Here is a 15,743-nt window from a genome sequence, read left to right as displayed (position 1 = left end):
GGATGCGTCCGATCAGGTGTGAGGAATGACGATGGCAGTCTTTTTGCGCGCCGCTACCGGCAAGCCGCTGGCGTTGTCGCTGATGATGCGATCGACGATTTCATCGGCTTGCTTGCCCAGGTCGCTGTAGACGTTGGTCTGATAATTGGTGGCGGTTGCTTCGAGCGCCTTGCCGTCGCCGCGAATGTTCACGGTGGCGGTGGTCGACAGGCCGACGCGCAGTGGATGTGCTTGTACTTCTTGCGGGTCGAGTGCGATCCGTACCGGCACGCGCTGGACAACTTTGATCCAGTTGCCGGTGGCGTTTTGCGCAGGCAGCAGCGAGAAAGCGCCGCCGGTGCCGGCCGAGAAGCCGATCACGGTGCCTTTGTATTTGACACTGGAACCGTAGACATCGGCGACGACTTCAACCGGCTGGCCGATGCGGATGTGCTTCAACTGGCCTTCCTTGAAGTTGGCGTCGATCCAGATCTGTTCCAGCGGCACGATCGCCATCAGGGGGCTACCGGCGGCGATGCGCTGGCCGAGCTGGACCGAACGTTTGGACACAAAACCGGATACCGGCGCAACGATGTTGACGCGGGCATAGTTCAGATAAGCATTGCGTACTTGTGTCGCTGCCTGCAGCACGTTCGGATGTTCAGTCACGCTGGTGTGGTCGGTCAACGCGCGGTTGGCCGCCAGGCTGGCGCGAGCCTGCTCCAACGAAGCGTTGGCGTTCTTGACGGCATCCTGGGCGTGCGACAGATCTTCTTGCGAAACGGCGCCGGAGGCGATACCGGCCTGACGGCGTTGCAGGTCGTCACGGGTGCGCGCCAGATTGGTTTCTGCCGCGGTGACATTGGCCGACAAGGTGTCGTTGTTCAAGAAAGTCTGGCGTGTCTGACGCACTGCCTGCGCCAAAGCTGCTTCGGCTTGCGCCAGCGCGAGCTTGGTATCAGCGGCATCAAGCGCTACCAATTGCTGACCTGCTTTGACGACTTGCGTGTCATCTGCCTTGATGGCGGTGACGGTGCCGCCGACCTGAGCGGAAATCTGGATGACGTTGCCGCCAACATAGGCGTCATCGGTTTCTTCGTAGAAGCGGGCGACCAGGAACCAGTAAAGGCCGAACGCGATGGCGACCAGGATAATGACTAGCGTCAGCAGCAGCAACTGGCGCTTGCGTTTGCCATTACCGTTGCTGTTGCCGTTTTGTGGAAGGGCTTCACTCATGAATTACTCCGTGTATTTCTTGATTTTGTCTGGGAGGTGCAGCCAGCGATATCGATCAGTTTCGATCTGAAGGCCGGCTACTCCACGCTTGGAACAATTTTGTTAATAAATTTATTGGGGCTTTGCGGTACCTGCAGCCGGCGGTGCAATCGCCAGTCCGGCCTGCTGCGCGTCAAATCCGCCGCCCAGTGCCTTGAATAAACCGATCTGCTGGTTGCGGCGGCTGGCTTCCAGATTGATCAGTGCTTGTTGCTGGCCGAGCAGGGCAGTTTCGGCATTCAGCACGACGAGCTGCGAAGTCAGGCCGATGCGATAGCGTTCCTTGGCCAGGTCGTAAGCGCGCTGCGTCGACGCCAATGCTTCACGGCGGATCGGCAACTGCCGATCGATCGAACGGATGCCGGTAATCTGCTTGGCAACATCGCCATAGGCATCATTTAACGTCTGGTTGTAGGACGCCACGGCCATGTCGTACGAAGCGTACGAACCTTTCAGGTTGGCGCGCAATGCACCACCTTCAAAGATCGGCAGGCTGATGGCAGGGCCGTAAGCGATGCTCTTGCTGGCCGCGGTAAACGGATTCGCGTTCAGCAGCGAGTCAAAACCGATCATCGCCGACAAGTTGATGTCGGGATAGAAGCGCGCCTTGGCGACATCGATGTCTTTGCTGCTGGCTTCAACTTGCCAACGCGCGGCGACGATGTCGGGGCGACGTCCCAGCAGGTTCAGTGGCAAGGCCGATGGCAACGCCGGGGTGGTCAATGTTGTCATGCGCGGTGCTGTGACTTGCAGGCCACGGTCAGGGCCTTTACCCATCAGCACGCCAAGTTGTTGACGCGTGAGGGTGATCTGGCCCTCGCTTTGCACCAGTTGTGCACGTGCATCGGCGCTGCTGCCTTGCGACTGGCTGCGTTCGATTTGCGTATCAAGACCGGTTTTGACGCGGTCGGCGGTAATTCTTTGCAAAGATTCACGCTGCGTGACGGTACGCTGCAAAATGTCATGCAGGGCGTATTCGGTCGCTAGCTGGTTGTAAGCTGACGCAATCGAGCTGGTGATGACGAGACGAGTTTCCTGCGCGCTGGCTTCGGCCGCTTTTTTCTGCGAGACCGCTTGTTCAAGCGCGGCGTGGTTCTTGCCCCACACATCCAGCTCGTACCCCAGATTCAGGAAAGCCTTCTTTTCGTTGTACCAGCTGCCGCCGTATGGGGCAGGGTAGATCGTGGTTTCCGGGAACAGGTTGCGGGTAAACGACGCTTCGGCGTCGATGGTCGGCAACAACGGCGCGCCTTTGCTTTCAGCCAGTGCGCTGGCGGAAGCGATGCGGGCCTGGGCTTGCTGCAGGCTGGGATTGTTTTCCATGGCTTCTGCAATAAGAGCGGTCAGCTGCGGGTCGCCAAATTGTTCCACCCAGTTGGTGGTTGGCCATTGCCCCTGGCCTTGGCCGGACAAGCTGCGCTCGACGGCGTAGTCGTCGGGTTGCGCCATGTGTTTGTCGCTGTTGATACCACTGAAACTGGCGCAGCCGGACAGGCCCAGCACGCCGATTGTCAGGGTACACAAAGCGATCACCCGCAAACGCAGTGCGGGCGATGAGGCGGATTTCATGTAGTTCTCCAAGGTGATTTTTTGTTGCGATATCCGGGTCAGAACGGGTGGTGCTGTTATTGGTGCTTTTAGTTGAATTTGTCGCCGACGTTGCTGTGATCTGCCGATACGCTGGAGAACTCGTGGAAGGCGTCCCGCCGAAGCTCTTTGGAGACTGGCGAGTAAAAACTCATCTTTTGTATTATACTCGTATATACGAACATTAGCTCATGTTGTAAATTGGAATAAAAAAATGAAACTGCAGCCAAGGAAAGAACCCCGCCAGGCACGCTCCAAAGCCATGGTCGACACGATTCTCGACGCCATGGCACGAGTGCTGGTCGAACGTGGTTATGCCAAGACCAATACCAATCTGGTGGCGGAAGCCGCTGGTATCAGCGTTGGCTCTCTGTATCAGTATTTTCCCAACAAGGACGCGCTGATTTTTGCGTTGCGTGAGCGCCATGTCGCACGCATGCTGCATCTGTTCGAAGAAGTCGTTGCGACGATGGATGCGTCGGGCAGTCTGGAAAGCGATTTCGAGGCGTTGATCGAGGCGCTCGTCGCCGCGCATCTGGTTGAGCCTGAACTCAATCGCATCCTGGAAGAAGAGTTTCCTTCTTTTCACCTCCCGGTTTCCAACCATGTGCGCCAGCGGTTTTTCGAGGCGATCAAGGGGGTGTTGACCAAGCATCGCAAGACCATCACCTCGCCGGATGTCGATGTGGCGGCCTTTGTTGTGCAACGCATGCTCAAGGCGCTCGTCAATGCGGTAGTATTGATTGCGCCACCGGGGCTTAATGCTGCGCATGTGCGATCCGAAATTGTTCCTGCTGTTGTTGGTTATTTAACTGCGCAAAGATCAAATTTGATTGCATAATGAGCCTCGCTCATTAAACATTCATAAAATCCAGAATGAGCGGGTCGGCAGGAGTCTCTGCCCAATTTTCGATTCATTCAGATCATGCGTTTATCGTTCGTTCAAGAGCATGCTCGCCGCATGCTCAAGGCAGCAATCGTCCTGACGGTGTCGGCAGCGTCCGTACACGCGTTGGGGGCCACCGTTACCGTGCAGGTGCTCGATGTGGCGGGAACGCCAGTGCCCAATGCTGTCGTCTACGCTGAACCGACCGGGGGGCAGAACGTCCCCAAGTCGCTCAAGCAGGCCGAAATTGAGCAAAAAGACATCAAATTCTTCCCCTTGGTCAGTGTTGTGCAAGTCGGAACACCCGTGTTATTCCCGAATCATGACAAGGTTCGCCATCACGTTTATTCGTTTTCTCCTGCAAAAACATTTGAGTTGAAGCTATATTCCGGCGTACCGACAAGTCCCATCGTTTTCGATAAAGTTGGTACAGTCATCCTGGGTTGCAATATTCACGACCAGATGGTGGCGTATCTGCAAGTGGTAAACACGCCGTATTTCGCCAAAACAGACATGTCGGGCCATGCCAAGCTGGAAGGGCTTGCCAACGGTAAATACGCCTTGAAAGCCTGGTACTTCAAGATGGCGCCCAACGAGGTAGCCATGGAACAGCCGCTCAACTATCAGGGCGTGGATATGGCAGCATCGGTAAAATTGGCTGTCAAGGCCGTGCCGGTACAGTAAGCAGCAATAAGCAAGCACAGACACACAAAAGGGGACATATTCAAAGTGCGTTGGCATCGTCTAGAAAACCGCATCGTTGCGTTGTTCATCGTCCTGATTCTGCTGGTGCAACTGGCGGGTTTTGTCGCTATTCGCAAAGCCATTGATGAAAATGCCCGTGCCTCGATTCGCGACGAACTGATCATCGGCGAGCGTGTGTTTTTACGCTTGCTGGAACAGAACGCCGACAAACTGACGCAGGGTGCACGTCTGTTGGCGTCGGATTTCGGTTTTCGCCAGGCGATCGGTACCGACGACCGCGGCACAATCACCTCTGTACTGGAAAACCACGGCGCCCGCATCGGCGCAACCTTGTCGATGCTGATCGGCACAGACCAACAGATCAAGGCTTCCACGCAAGCGTATCCCAGCGCAGACCTGCAGCGTAGCGCGCTGGAGTTGGTGACCAAAGGGGCCGATACCAATGGCGCGTCGGAGACAGTGATCGTCGACGACAGCTTGTTCCAGATCGTGGCTGTACCGGTACGTGCACCGGTCGTCATCGGCTGGATCGTGATGGGCTTCCCGGTGGATCAGAAGCTGATCTCCGACATGCGCGCCCTGTCGTCGCTGCAAGTTAGCGTCATGGTCAGTACACGCGGCGGCCAGTGGCAGCAGGACGTGTCGACGCTGCCGAAAGAAGAGTCCGGCATGCTGATGCATCGGTTGCCGCAAAAGCCCGACACCAGTTCTTTCATTCCACAACTCACAATCGGCGATAACGATTACAGCGCACGCCTGCTGGTGCTGGCCAAGGGATCGTCCAATCAAAGTGCTGTCGCGGTATTGCAGCGCTCGATCAGTGAAGCCGTCGCGCCATACCGACGTCTGCAGCTGATTCTGCTGACGATCAGTGTGATCGGCGTGGTCATGGCGATCTTTGCCAGTGCTTTCGTGGCGCGTCGCATTACCCGCCCGTTGCGGTTATTGGCGGACATCGCCAAGCGACTGGGCGCCGGCGACTATCGCGCCCGGATTGAAATCAAGGGCGGCGACGAGATCGGCAAACTGGCGGATGCCTTTGAGAGCATGCGTACCGGCATCGCCAACCGCGAACTCGAAATCAGACGCCTGGCGTATTGGGATCCGCTGACCGATTTGCCGAATCGCGTGCAGTTTGCAACCTTGTTGAATTCCGCCATCGAACGCGCCAAGGCCAGCAATGGACAGTGCCATATTCTGATGATGGATCTGGATCGCTTCCAGCACGTCAACGACGTGCTGGGTCACAGTTTTGGCGACAGCCTGTTGCGAGAAGTCGGCCGTCGCCTCGAGCAGCAACTGGAACGCGAAAACGACAAAGTCGCTCGTCTCGGCGGTGATGAGTACGCCATCTTGCTGCCGGCCACAGATGTAACTGAAGCGATCCGCCAGGCCAAGCGCATCTTGCAGTCCTTGGAAATGCCGATCTCCATTGGCGACCAGACCGTCGATCTGGGCGCTGGTATCGGTATATCGGGTTATCCGGAAAACGGGCAGAACAGCGATACGCTGCTCAGCAGCGCCGAAGTCGCGATGTACGTTGCCAAGCGTCGTGGCAGCGGCTTCACCGTCTACGATCCGTCGATCGACAAGAGCAGCCAGGAAAGCCTGAGCCTCTTGAGTGAGTTGCGCCGCGCGCTTGATCGCAATGAATTCCTTCTGTATGCCCAACCCAAGGTTGAACTGGCCACGGGTAAGGTGGTCGGTGCCGAAGCGCTGGTGCGTTGGGTGCATCCAGAAAAAGGCTTCATCGGGCCGGACAACTTCATTCCCTTTGCCGAGACTACCGGTTTCATCCGCATGCTGACGTCCTGGATGCTGAACAGGACGGCAATCCTCTGCGCCGAGCTTCAGAAGAAGGGCATCACACTGAAATTTTCGGTCAATTTGTCGACGCGTGATTTGCTCGATCAGGATTTGCCGACGCATTTCGCCGATATCCTGACGCGTAATCAATTGTCGCCGTCGTCAATGTGCCTTGAGATTACCGAGAGCGCGATCATGGATGATCCGATACGCGCTCAACTGACGCTGGAGCGTTTGCACGGCATGGGCGTGGAACTGGCGATTGATGACTTCGGTACAGGTTACTCGTCGCTGGCTTATCTGAAGCGTTTGCCGGTGGACGAGCTGAAAATCGACAAATCCTTCGTCATGAACATGGAACACGACGCCGATGACGCCAAGATCGTCAAATCGACGATCGATCTCGGTCATAACCTTGGCCTGCGCGTTGTCGCGGAAGGCCTTGAGACGCTTGCCGTCTGGCATTTGCTCAAGCAGATGGGCTGCGATCAGGCGCAGGGATATTACATGAGCAAGCCGATGCCGGGAGACCGCTTTATCGAGTGGCTGGAGCAATGGAAAGCCCCGGAAATGCCTGGCCAGTCGGAAAATATGGCGATATGATTTGCTGAAGAGCAAGTCGTGCCAGCAGGGGGGAACATGACAAACAAGCAATCCAATAAAGCATCCAATTCGTTAAAGCCGCTCGGCGCACTTAAACCGCGCAGACCAACCAGGCCACTGATCGCCATGTCAGCCTGCGCGCTGGCAATGGCGGCGACTTCCGTTGCGGCACAAACCAGCAGCATGACGCCTGACTTGGGCAAACTGATGGCGACGGCCGGTGTGATTCAGGTCGAAGGTGCGGGCGGTGGCGGACTGGTGCCATGGGCGACCATCACCGGCTACGGCACGCGCGACAGCTATGGCGCCAATGCGCACTACACCTATGTCGGCACGCAGGACTACAAACTTGCCTCGTATGGCGTTGCCGTCGGCATCGCCGACCGGGTAGAGCTGTCGGTGGCCAAGCAACGCTTTACCGGTAGTCAGGCGCCACTCAACAATCTTCGCATTGACCAGGACATCTACGGCATCAAAGTCAAACTGGCAGGCGATATTGTCTACGATCAGGACACCTGGATGCCCCAGATTGCCGCCGGCATGATGATCAAGCGCAACAACGGTATCGGCGGGTTGGGTGCGGTCAATAACGTCAAGCTGCTGGGCGCCAAGGATGACTCCGGCATTGATTACTATCTCGCGGCGACCAAGCTGTTTCTGGACCAGAGCCTGTTGATCAACGCTACAGTGCGTGCCACCAAGGCCAATCAGATGGGTATCCTCGGATTCGGCGGCGACAAGGGCGACCGCTATCAAGCCATGCTGGAAGGCTCGGTAGCGTATCTGCTTAACCGTAAATGGGTGTTGGGTGCCGAGTACCGCATGAAACCGCGCAATCTTGCCGCCGACAACGAAAAGGATTACTACGACGCCTTCATTGCATGGTTCCCAAGCAAGAATCTGTCGCTGACGCTGGCTTATGTCTCGCTGGGCGATATCACCATCTATAACCCCAAACGCCAGGATGGCGTGTATCTCTCCGTGCAGGCGGGCTTCTGATGAAAACTCCGACAAATAAAGCCGGCTGGCTGGCTGCGGTCCTGGTCATCCTGATGACAGCATTGCCTGTACAGGCGCAAAAAACCGACGACAGTCTCTATCGCGACCTGGGTGGGCTGGAGGTGCTGACCAAAGTGGTTGACGATACCCTGGTGTTGGCGTTGGCTGATGTGCGCATCAAGGATACCTTCAAGGATACCGATATGAAGCGCCTCGCCAAGCTGATCACGGAACAGTTCTGTGAACTCAGCGGCGGCCCGTGCAAATACAGCGGAGACCCGATGAAAGAAGTCCATCAGGGGCTGGCGCTGAACAACATGCAATTCAATGCCCTGGTGGAAGATTTGCAGGCTGCGATGGACAAATCGAATATTCCTTCACGCACCCAAAACAAACTGCTGGCCTTGCTGGCGCCGATGCAGCGCACGGTAGTTACCAAGTAGTGGAGCACAGCAGGGCAGAGGCGAAAAATATTTTCAGTCGCGTGGAATAAAGCCGTCGTACACCACGTATACCGGGTCATGGGTAAGGCAAACCGCGTAACCCTGACACCAAAGGAATACTGAAATGAAACTGCTCCCACTTTCCCTGCTGACTTTGTCCTTGCTGTCCTCCGTAGCTCCTGCCGCTTTTGCCGAAGACATGGCCGTCAAGAAGATGGATGACATCCTCGTCACGACCAGCGGCATGACCGTTTATACCTTCGATAACGACACCGCCGGCAAGAGCGTCTGCAACGGCCCATGTGCCGCCAACTGGCCACCGGTTGCGCCAACAGGCACGCCGAGCGCACCGTTTTCCGTGATCAAGCGCGATGACGGCAGCCCGCAACTGGCCGTCAACGGCAAGCCGCTGTACACCTTCGCTGCCGACAAAAAAGCTGGCGACCGTAACGGTGATAACTTCAAGAACATCTGGCACGTCATCAAGAACTGATCTGCCTGATCAGTCCCATCGTCCGAATCGCTCACACCGCAAACTTATGTCCGACGAAAGTCATTTGTTAGCTTGCATCCCACGCCTGCGCCGCTACGCGCGGGCGTTGGTGGGTGATCGTGCAGGCGCGGACGACCTCGTGCAAGACACCATGGAACGCGCCTGGCAAAAGCTGTCGAGTTGGCGCAAAGGTACCGATATGCGGCCCTGGCTGTTCAGCATCATGCACAACCTGCATGTCGATCAGCGTCGCAAGCCGGTGATACCGACCGTGACGCTGGATGACGAAGATGCGCTGGCCACGCCTGCCTATGCGCCGGATCGGCTGGTGGGCTACGATCTGGAATCGGCCCTGCGTTTGCTGGCGGCCGAGCAGAGAGAGATTCTGTTGCTGGTTGTACTGGAAGAAATGACGTATGAAGAAGTGGCTGCGACCCTGAACATCCCCATCGGGACCGTCATGTCGCGCCTGTCGCGCGCCCGTGAGCGCTTGCGAACGCTGGTCGAGGGGCGGCCCCAGCTTTCGCCGTTGAAGGTGGTCAAATGAAACCGATGCCGATTACCGAAGCCGACTTGCAAGGTTATGTCGACGGCCTGCTGCCCGAAGAACGGCTGGAAGAAGTTGCCGCCTATCTGGAAGGCAATCCGGATGAGGCCGAACGCCTGCGCACCTATCGCCATCAAAATCAAGCCTTGCATCTGTTGTTTGATCCCGTGCTGGATGAGCCGGTGCCGGCGCGTTTGTCGGCACGCCCCAGCAGTAACTGGGAGTTGTTGCAACGCTACGCCGCGATCTTGATCGTGGCAGTGTTCGCCGGGGCCGGCGGCTGGTATCTGCACGGTGCTGCGCAATCGTCGTCGGTGACCTGGATCGCCAGTGTGGCAGGATCGGTGACACGCGTGGATGCGCCGTTGATGATGGCGCGCCGTGCGGCTGTCGCGCATGCCGTCTATACGCCCGATCCACGCCGGCCGGTTGAGGTTGGGGCAGATCAGGAGGACTCCCTGGTACGCTGGCTCTCCAAACGCATCGGCGCTGATGTGCGAGCTCCCAAGCTGGCACCGCTGGGCTATGAACTCATCGGCGGACGTCTGTTGCCGGGCCAAAGCGGGCCGGTGGCGCAATTCATGTACCACGACGGCGCCGGTCAGCGATTGACCTTGTACGTTTCCACCGACCAGGTGCAGAACAAGGACACCGGGTTCCGTTTCGCTCAGGAAGGCACGGTCAACGTGTTCTATTGGATCGACGGCAAGTTCGGCTATGCTTTGTCCGGCAGCATTGATCGCGGTGAGTTGGCCCGGATTGCCAATACGGTCTACGAGCAGTTGGACAAGCCGGCAAAATAGATCTCAGAGCGAAAGTTGCAGAGCGAAAGCGTCAAGACGGCTCAACGCCGCTCTCTGGCTCCGGCAATGGTGCTGTCTTCGGTGGAATGAAAAAGTCCACCGGCTTTTTCAGGAAGCGTCGGCACAGCGATTTCACCAATGGCCAGCTATGGCGGAATTTGACTTGGCGTGACCGTAAGGCCACAAACAGCGCCAGCGAAAAGCTCACCCACAAGTTCACCATACCGATCGCCAGCACGCCAAAAGTCGACACCGCAATCACATGCCAGCTCACCGCGTGGTCGAGGGCAACCAGCGCAATCGCAAAATTGGTCGCGGAAAACGTGATGTGGCGGATGTCGATCGGCAGGCCGATCATGAAGCCGATCGTGCCGATGGTGCCCAGCAAAATACCGAAGTAAAAATTCCCCATCAGGCCGCCAAGGCCCGTTTCCAGATAGTCACCCAGACGCGCCGTGCGGGCTTTGCCCAGCAAACCGTTGAGCCAGCGCGCACGCGCCACGCGTTGCGACATGCGGGTATAGAGCGCCTTGTTGTCGTAGTAGCCGGAGATCAAGCCCGCCAGGAATAGGCAGACGCCCGCGATGGCAGCATGGAACAAGGCCAGACTGGAAAACGGATCGATATCGTGCAGCAGATGTTCAGCCTTGTCCGGTGTGACGAAGTGGTGCCCGGTCATGAGGAAGTACCCATAGACCAGCAGATAAGCCACAGGGAAGGCGATAGTCAGATTGCCCAGCACAGCAACGAACTGGGTGCGGACAACCTTGACGATCAGTTCCGTCAGGCTGTCGAGATCGATGTTGCGGCCGTCGCGGCTATGCAAGCCCGCCGCAATACGCGAGGCGGTCATCGCCGGTTGTTTGGTGGCGACAGTAAAGTGCAGCACGTGGATGAACATGAAGCCCAACGAATAATTCATGCTGAATAAAAAGGCTTCCACCAGCGGCGCAGCGCGCAGATACGAAAACAGGATCTTGATCAGCGACATGAAGCCGATGATGAACCCGGCACCCGCTGCCGAGCGGTACATGGCGGCGTATTCGCGGCGGTCTTCGGCAATGTAATGCTCGCCGGTACGGCTGGCGTTTTCGGTGATGTTGCGCGCCAGCAGGTTGATATTGGCGGCAAACAGGTCGCGCACGGTGTATTTGCGGTTGTGCGCTTCGATCAGTTCCAGCCCCAGTTGAAGGCCGATGCTGCGCTTTTCGTTGGCGATAGCGGCGGATGAGTCGGTAGTACCGACATCAACCAATGACAGCAATTTGTGCAGGCGATCCAGATGCTGATCGAGGCGCACCAGACGATAAGTGACGGAGATGCTGGTGCCCAGGCGCAGGGTGCTGTTGCGGATCTTCTTTACGACATCCTGGCATTGCTCCAGCATCACCAGTACGTGGCTGGCATCTTCTAAGGGTGTCGGGTCGCCATTGAGATGACGCATATAGCCGTCGAGATAGCGATGCAGCTCGACGTTTTGCATCAGGAAGGGCGATTCAAACGCTTTGATGTCACTGTAAATGCGGATCAGCTCAGGTTCGATACCGATTGCGCTGATGCGATACGACAGCACCTGGATGGCGAGCAGGATTTCAGTCAGCGTCTTTTGCTCGTCGATTTGTTCGAGATCGGGCAATTCGATTTCTGCCTGACTGACCACATCAAACAGTGCCGCCCAGTCCTCCGGCGAAACGGCCTGCATCCACAGATAATCAGTATCGAAAGGGAATATCTTTTCCAGACAATCGGGCAGATAGCGGTCGTCCAGGGCCGGCGGCAGGATGCGATAGGCGATACGGCGATGCAGCTCTGAAAAGAAGCCGTCATTGGAGAGAATGCCGATGTCGGTGTACAGGCTGGTCTGGCGCCGCACCGACAACAAATGCAGCAGGTAATGGCGCAACGTTGCCGCATGGTGCGGATGCTGTTGCAGCACGTGCGTCAGTGTGCGCACGTTGGTGATGGCCAGTTCCGGTGCTTCGCGTTTCTTCGGGCGTATGGCTCTCATCAATTCGATCAGCAGATCGAGTTCGGCATTGACGGGGGACGCGCTGATTTTTTCTAATATGTGGAGCATGGGGAAAAGCAGGGAGTGAAATACCGGAATGGCAAGGATACCGAGACGATCTTAAGCGATTGGATGAGGCCAGTGTAAGGCTTCAATGGAGCAGAATCTTAACCTATGTAAAACAAAGATAAGGACATGTGCAAATCGTAAAGAGTTGTCAGATTGTGTCGCTAACGGGAAGTTGCACCTGTACGAAGGAGTCATCATGGAGATCGCATCTCTGGCAACTGGTGTCGCAACCGCTTGGCTGGCGAAAAAAGCCGTGGAAGGAATCGGACTGGATCTGACAAAAGTGGCTAATCATGTTGTCGATGATGTGGTCGCTCTTGTCAGCCCGGCCCTGCCAGCCAACCCGAATATAGGCCGTCTCATCAATACCAAGGCCTGAGGGGGAAACCCGGCACATCAGGGTTCATTTTTGAAATCGCATCCTCGTGATGCGATTTTTTTTTGCCTGAATGAACCCGAAATTAGCGTGAATGAGTCGCTAATGAAGCGCTAACTATTTGTTTTATTGGCAATAATTTGAAATTAATTTTGTAAAAAATCTTGATTGACGTAAAGAAATACGGAAATATGTCGTTAAGAAATACAGTCATTCAAGGAGTTGTCATGGATATTGGAAACATTCCCGCCGTTGCCTCGGCATTGTCCGCTGCGGAAACTGCCGACGCGGTCAGCATGACCATGCTGAAAAAGGCTTTAGATACCCAAGCCGCTGCGGCCATCGGCGTTTTACAAGCACTGCCGCCGCCATTGCCGGCCAATCCGAATGTCGGCCGTAACGTCAACACCGTTGCCTGATTGTTGATCGGCACGTTCTTTTACAGGCAGGTTTTGCAGCCAAATCGCCCCTTACAGGGCGATTTTTCATTTGTGCTCTCTATTTCGGATATAAGCCCGGGATTCATTTAATTTGCATAATTAATTGGTTATTTTAATAATTTGACTAATTTATTGTGCAAATCCTTGATTTTTTCAAAATGCATAATAAAATGGTCTTTAAGATCATAAGCACACTTTATTATGCATTCCGTCCAAGACCTCGGTGCGCGCATCCGCGCAGTGCGCAAATCGCAGAAGCTCAGTTCGGCCAGTCTGGCCGAGCGTAGTGGTATCCACCGTAATACGCTGCAAGCGCTGGAAACCGGCAAGGGCAACATCGAACTCAGCAAGCTGCTGTCCATCTGCAGCGAACTTGGTCTAGAGCTATTGCTGGTCCCGCAGGAGATCTCCGCACAACGCGCGGCGGATGGTGAGGGCGGCGTCCGTACCGAACTCTCCGAACGTCTGCATCGTCTGATGAGGAGCACGCCATGAGCATGCTGCGGTCATTGCGGATCCGGCTTGGCGTGACTGAGGTGGGTTCCTTGTTTGCGCTGGATGACGGCCGGGTTTATTTCCGCTTTGACGATGCCTATGCAATCGATGCACAACGGCCGGTTCTGTCGCAGCTCTATCGCGCGTCGACCGAAGACCGCACCGTGGCGCAGTTGCTCAATCCCGCACTCGAAGTCAATCGTGGGGACGGCAAGGGCGGTTTGCCGCCGTTCTTTCAGAATCTCCTGCCCGAAGGCCAGTTGCGCAAGCATCTGATTGAACGTGCGGGTTTGCCCCCGGATGACGAATTCGGTTTGCTGGCTTTTTGTGGCAAGGATCTGCCGGGCGATGTCTCCGCCTTGTCGGAAAGTCTTGATGACGTGCATCTCGGCCGCCTGATCGGGCAGGGGCGCGATAGCTACGAAATGAGTGCAGGGCAATTGCCGACGCCGGACGGCGAGTCGATTTCCGGCGTGCAGCCAAAAATCGGACTGGTGCGTGCTTCGGGCGGACGCTATGTCATGCGTTCCAAAGATGCGCAGGGCGCGCATTTCATCGGCAAGTTGCCGGCCTCTGACTATCCGCACATGCCTGAGGTTGAGTTCTCGTCGCTGGCATTGGCGCGCGCCGCAGGCGTGCAAGTCTGCGAGCACGAACTGGTTCCACTCACCGCGATTGCCGACCGTCTACCGTTCGGCCTGCGCAGTGATGCTGAAAACTTCTTGCTGATCCACCGTTTCGACCGTGATGCAACAACCCCGACCGGGCGTCTGCACATGGAAGATTTTGCACAGATCACCGGGACGCCCGCCGCTGCCAAATATGCCGGTACGTATGCGGCACTGGGCATCGTTCTGCTTGAGCGCAGTGCCAAAGGCGAGGACGATTTATTCGAGCTGCTGCGCCGGATCAAGGTGAATGAACTGCTCGGGAATTTCGATGCGCATTTGAAAAACTTCAGCATGCTGTATCGCACATCGCAAGTCGCAGAGTTGTCGCCAGCTTACGATATCGTCGCGTATTCGGCTTATCTGGCGGGGCATGGCCATGCCTTGGCGTTCGCGCCGGGTGAACGTGCGCGGCAACTGCTGACGCCGGCCGTGTTGCGTGAACTGGCCAATATCTGGGGCGTCCCGGAGCCAAAACTGCAGATGATTCTGGTCGACACCGTCGAACGGGCCATGCAAAGCTGGCCCGAACTGCTGCGCACCTTGCCGCTGACCGACGTCCAGCGAACCCGTATCAAAGCCCATCTGGATACCAATCCCAGCGTCATCGCGTGGCAACGCCGTGCCGCACGCAAAATTACCGGCAAGGCATGAAACCGAAAGCGCCTTTGCCGTCGAAGGACGGCGTCGCACCCAGTTATCTGTGGCTGCAAGATGCACCGCAACAGTGGCGCGACATGCTGGTATTCCTGTGTGCACGGTTTCCCGGTGTGTCGGAAGATACCTGGCGGCAGCGTATGGCGCGCGGAGAAGTCGTCAATCAGCGGGGTGAAGCCATGACGCCTGCATCGCCGTACCGACGCGGCGATTGCATCTTTTACTACCGCGATCTGGAGGGCCGGGAGGAGGTGATTCCCTTCGAAGAAACCATCCTCCATCAGGACGATCATCTGCTGGTGGTCGACAAACCCCACTTCGTGCCGGTGATCCCGACAGGCCGCTTTTTGCAAGAAAGTTTGCTCGTACGCCTCAAGAAGAAAACCGGGCTGGATAATCTGACGCCGATCCATCGTCTCGACCGCGAGACCGCCGGTGTCATCATCTTTTCACATAATCCGGATAGTCGCGGCGCGTATCAGTCAATGTTTCAGCAACGCACGATGGACAAGACCTACGAAGCGTTGGCAGGCTTGCTGGAAGGGCGCGATTTCCCTTTTGTGTATCGCAGCCGTCTGGTGGATGCCGACAAATTTTTCCTGATGCGCGAAGAGGCCGGTGAACCGAACTCCGAAACACATATCGATCTGATTGAGCGCCAGGCAGATCAGGCGTTGTACCGGCTCAATCCGGTGACCGGGCGCAAGCATCAACTGCGTGTGCATATGGCTGCACTGGGTATTCCGATCCTCAATGACAGTTTCTACCCGCATACGGTGCCGGCGGATGCGGCCGATAACTACGATGCGCCGCTGAAATTGCTGGCGCGCTCGATTGCTTTCACTGATCCATTGAGCGGAGATGTGCGTTATTTCGAAAGTCTTAGAAGGCTCTGATGGCTCTG

Annotated in this window: 16 protein-coding genes; 13 read left to right on the top strand and 3 right to left on the bottom strand. The window is 56.5% G+C overall.

Annotated features, from left to right (window positions below):
* Positions 1-12: 12 nt before the first annotated feature.
* Positions 13-1,215, bottom strand: coding sequence for an HlyD family secretion protein (locus tag PQR63_RS15215; protein ID WP_408168844.1), 1,203 nt, complete (start codon positions 1,213-1,215; stop codon positions 13-15).
* Positions 1,216-1,326: 111 nt separating this feature from the next.
* Entirely contained in the window at positions 1,327-2,823 is a 1,497-nt protein-coding gene (locus PQR63_RS15210) for an efflux transporter outer membrane subunit (RefSeq protein ID WP_408168843.1), read from the bottom strand.
* Positions 2,824-3,055: 232 nt separating this feature from the next.
* On the opposite strand from PQR63_RS15210, the gene PQR63_RS15205 reads away from it, so the two are divergent.
* From PQR63_RS15205 to PQR63_RS15170, 8 genes are all read left to right on the top strand, one after another.
* Positions 3,056-3,682, top strand: coding sequence for a TetR/AcrR family transcriptional regulator (locus PQR63_RS15205; RefSeq protein WP_408168842.1), 627 nt, complete (start codon positions 3,056-3,058; stop codon positions 3,680-3,682).
* A gap of 120 nt (positions 3,683-3,802) precedes the next feature.
* On the top strand, positions 3,803-4,411 hold the full coding sequence (locus PQR63_RS15200) for a methylamine utilization protein (protein WP_408168841.1): 609 nt from the start codon (positions 3,803-3,805) through the stop codon (positions 4,409-4,411).
* 45 nt (positions 4,412-4,456) lie between these two features.
* Positions 4,457-6,841: a putative bifunctional diguanylate cyclase/phosphodiesterase gene (locus tag PQR63_RS15195; RefSeq protein WP_408168840.1), complete on the top strand. Its 2,385-nt coding sequence runs from the start codon at positions 4,457-4,459 to the stop codon at positions 6,839-6,841.
* A 147-nt stretch (positions 6,842-6,988) separates the two neighbouring features.
* Complete coding sequence (locus PQR63_RS15190; protein ID WP_408168892.1) at positions 6,989-7,840, top strand: DUF3034 family protein; 852 nt, start codon at positions 6,989-6,991, stop codon at positions 7,838-7,840.
* Positions 7,840-8,283 (top strand): group I truncated hemoglobin, encoded by a 444-nt coding sequence (locus tag PQR63_RS15185; RefSeq protein WP_408168839.1) that lies wholly within the window; start codon positions 7,840-7,842, stop codon positions 8,281-8,283. Before PQR63_RS15190 ends, PQR63_RS15185 begins: the two co-directional genes overlap by 1 nt.
* Before the next feature lie 124 nt (positions 8,284-8,407).
* Positions 8,408-8,776, top strand: coding sequence for a COG4315 family predicted lipoprotein (locus PQR63_RS15180; RefSeq protein ID WP_408168838.1), 369 nt, complete (start codon positions 8,408-8,410; stop codon positions 8,774-8,776).
* Between the two features lie 46 nt (positions 8,777-8,822).
* A complete protein-coding gene (locus PQR63_RS15175; RefSeq protein ID WP_408168837.1) occupies positions 8,823-9,323 on the top strand; it encodes an RNA polymerase sigma factor in 501 nt (166 codons plus the stop codon).
* Positions 9,320-10,126, top strand: coding sequence for an anti-sigma factor family protein (locus tag PQR63_RS15170; protein ID WP_408168836.1), 807 nt, complete (start codon positions 9,320-9,322; stop codon positions 10,124-10,126). Before PQR63_RS15175 ends, PQR63_RS15170 begins: the two co-directional genes overlap by 4 nt.
* A 31-nt stretch (positions 10,127-10,157) precedes the next feature.
* Here PQR63_RS15170 and PQR63_RS15165 read toward each other — a convergent pair whose 3' ends face one another.
* Positions 10,158-12,203 (bottom strand): site-specific recombinase, encoded by a 2,046-nt coding sequence (locus tag PQR63_RS15165; RefSeq protein WP_408168835.1) that lies wholly within the window; start codon positions 12,201-12,203, stop codon positions 10,158-10,160.
* A gap of 196 nt (positions 12,204-12,399) precedes the next feature.
* On the opposite strand from PQR63_RS15165, the gene PQR63_RS15160 reads away from it, so the two are divergent.
* From PQR63_RS15160 to PQR63_RS15140, 5 genes are all read left to right on the top strand, one after another.
* Positions 12,400-12,582, top strand: a complete 183-nt coding sequence (locus tag PQR63_RS15160) for a hypothetical protein (RefSeq protein WP_094564055.1) — start codon at positions 12,400-12,402, stop codon at positions 12,580-12,582.
* Between the two features lie 224 nt (positions 12,583-12,806).
* Positions 12,807-12,998, top strand: coding sequence for a YjfB family protein (locus PQR63_RS15155; protein WP_408168834.1), 192 nt, complete (start codon positions 12,807-12,809; stop codon positions 12,996-12,998).
* Between the two features lie 222 nt (positions 12,999-13,220).
* On the top strand, positions 13,221-13,514 hold the full coding sequence (locus PQR63_RS15150) for a helix-turn-helix domain-containing protein (protein ID WP_408168833.1): 294 nt from the start codon (positions 13,221-13,223) through the stop codon (positions 13,512-13,514).
* Positions 13,511-14,836, top strand: a complete 1,326-nt coding sequence (locus tag PQR63_RS15145) for a type II toxin-antitoxin system HipA family toxin (RefSeq protein WP_408168832.1) — start codon at positions 13,511-13,513, stop codon at positions 14,834-14,836. The genes PQR63_RS15150 and PQR63_RS15145 overlap by 4 nt, the downstream gene beginning before the upstream one ends.
* On the top strand, positions 14,833-15,735 hold the full coding sequence (locus tag PQR63_RS15140; protein ID WP_408168831.1) for a pseudouridine synthase: 903 nt from the start codon (positions 14,833-14,835) through the stop codon (positions 15,733-15,735). The genes PQR63_RS15145 and PQR63_RS15140 overlap by 4 nt, the downstream gene beginning before the upstream one ends.
* Positions 15,736-15,743 lie beyond the last annotated feature (8 nt).

Origin of the sequence: Herbaspirillum rhizosphaerae (genome assembly GCF_046025915.1) — a bacterium.
Lineage (GTDB): Bacteria > Pseudomonadota > Gammaproteobacteria > Burkholderiales > Burkholderiaceae_D > Herbaspirillum > Herbaspirillum rhizosphaerae_A.
The sequence above is the reverse complement of the archived record's forward strand: the minus strand, read 5'-3'. Positions and strand labels throughout refer to the sequence as shown.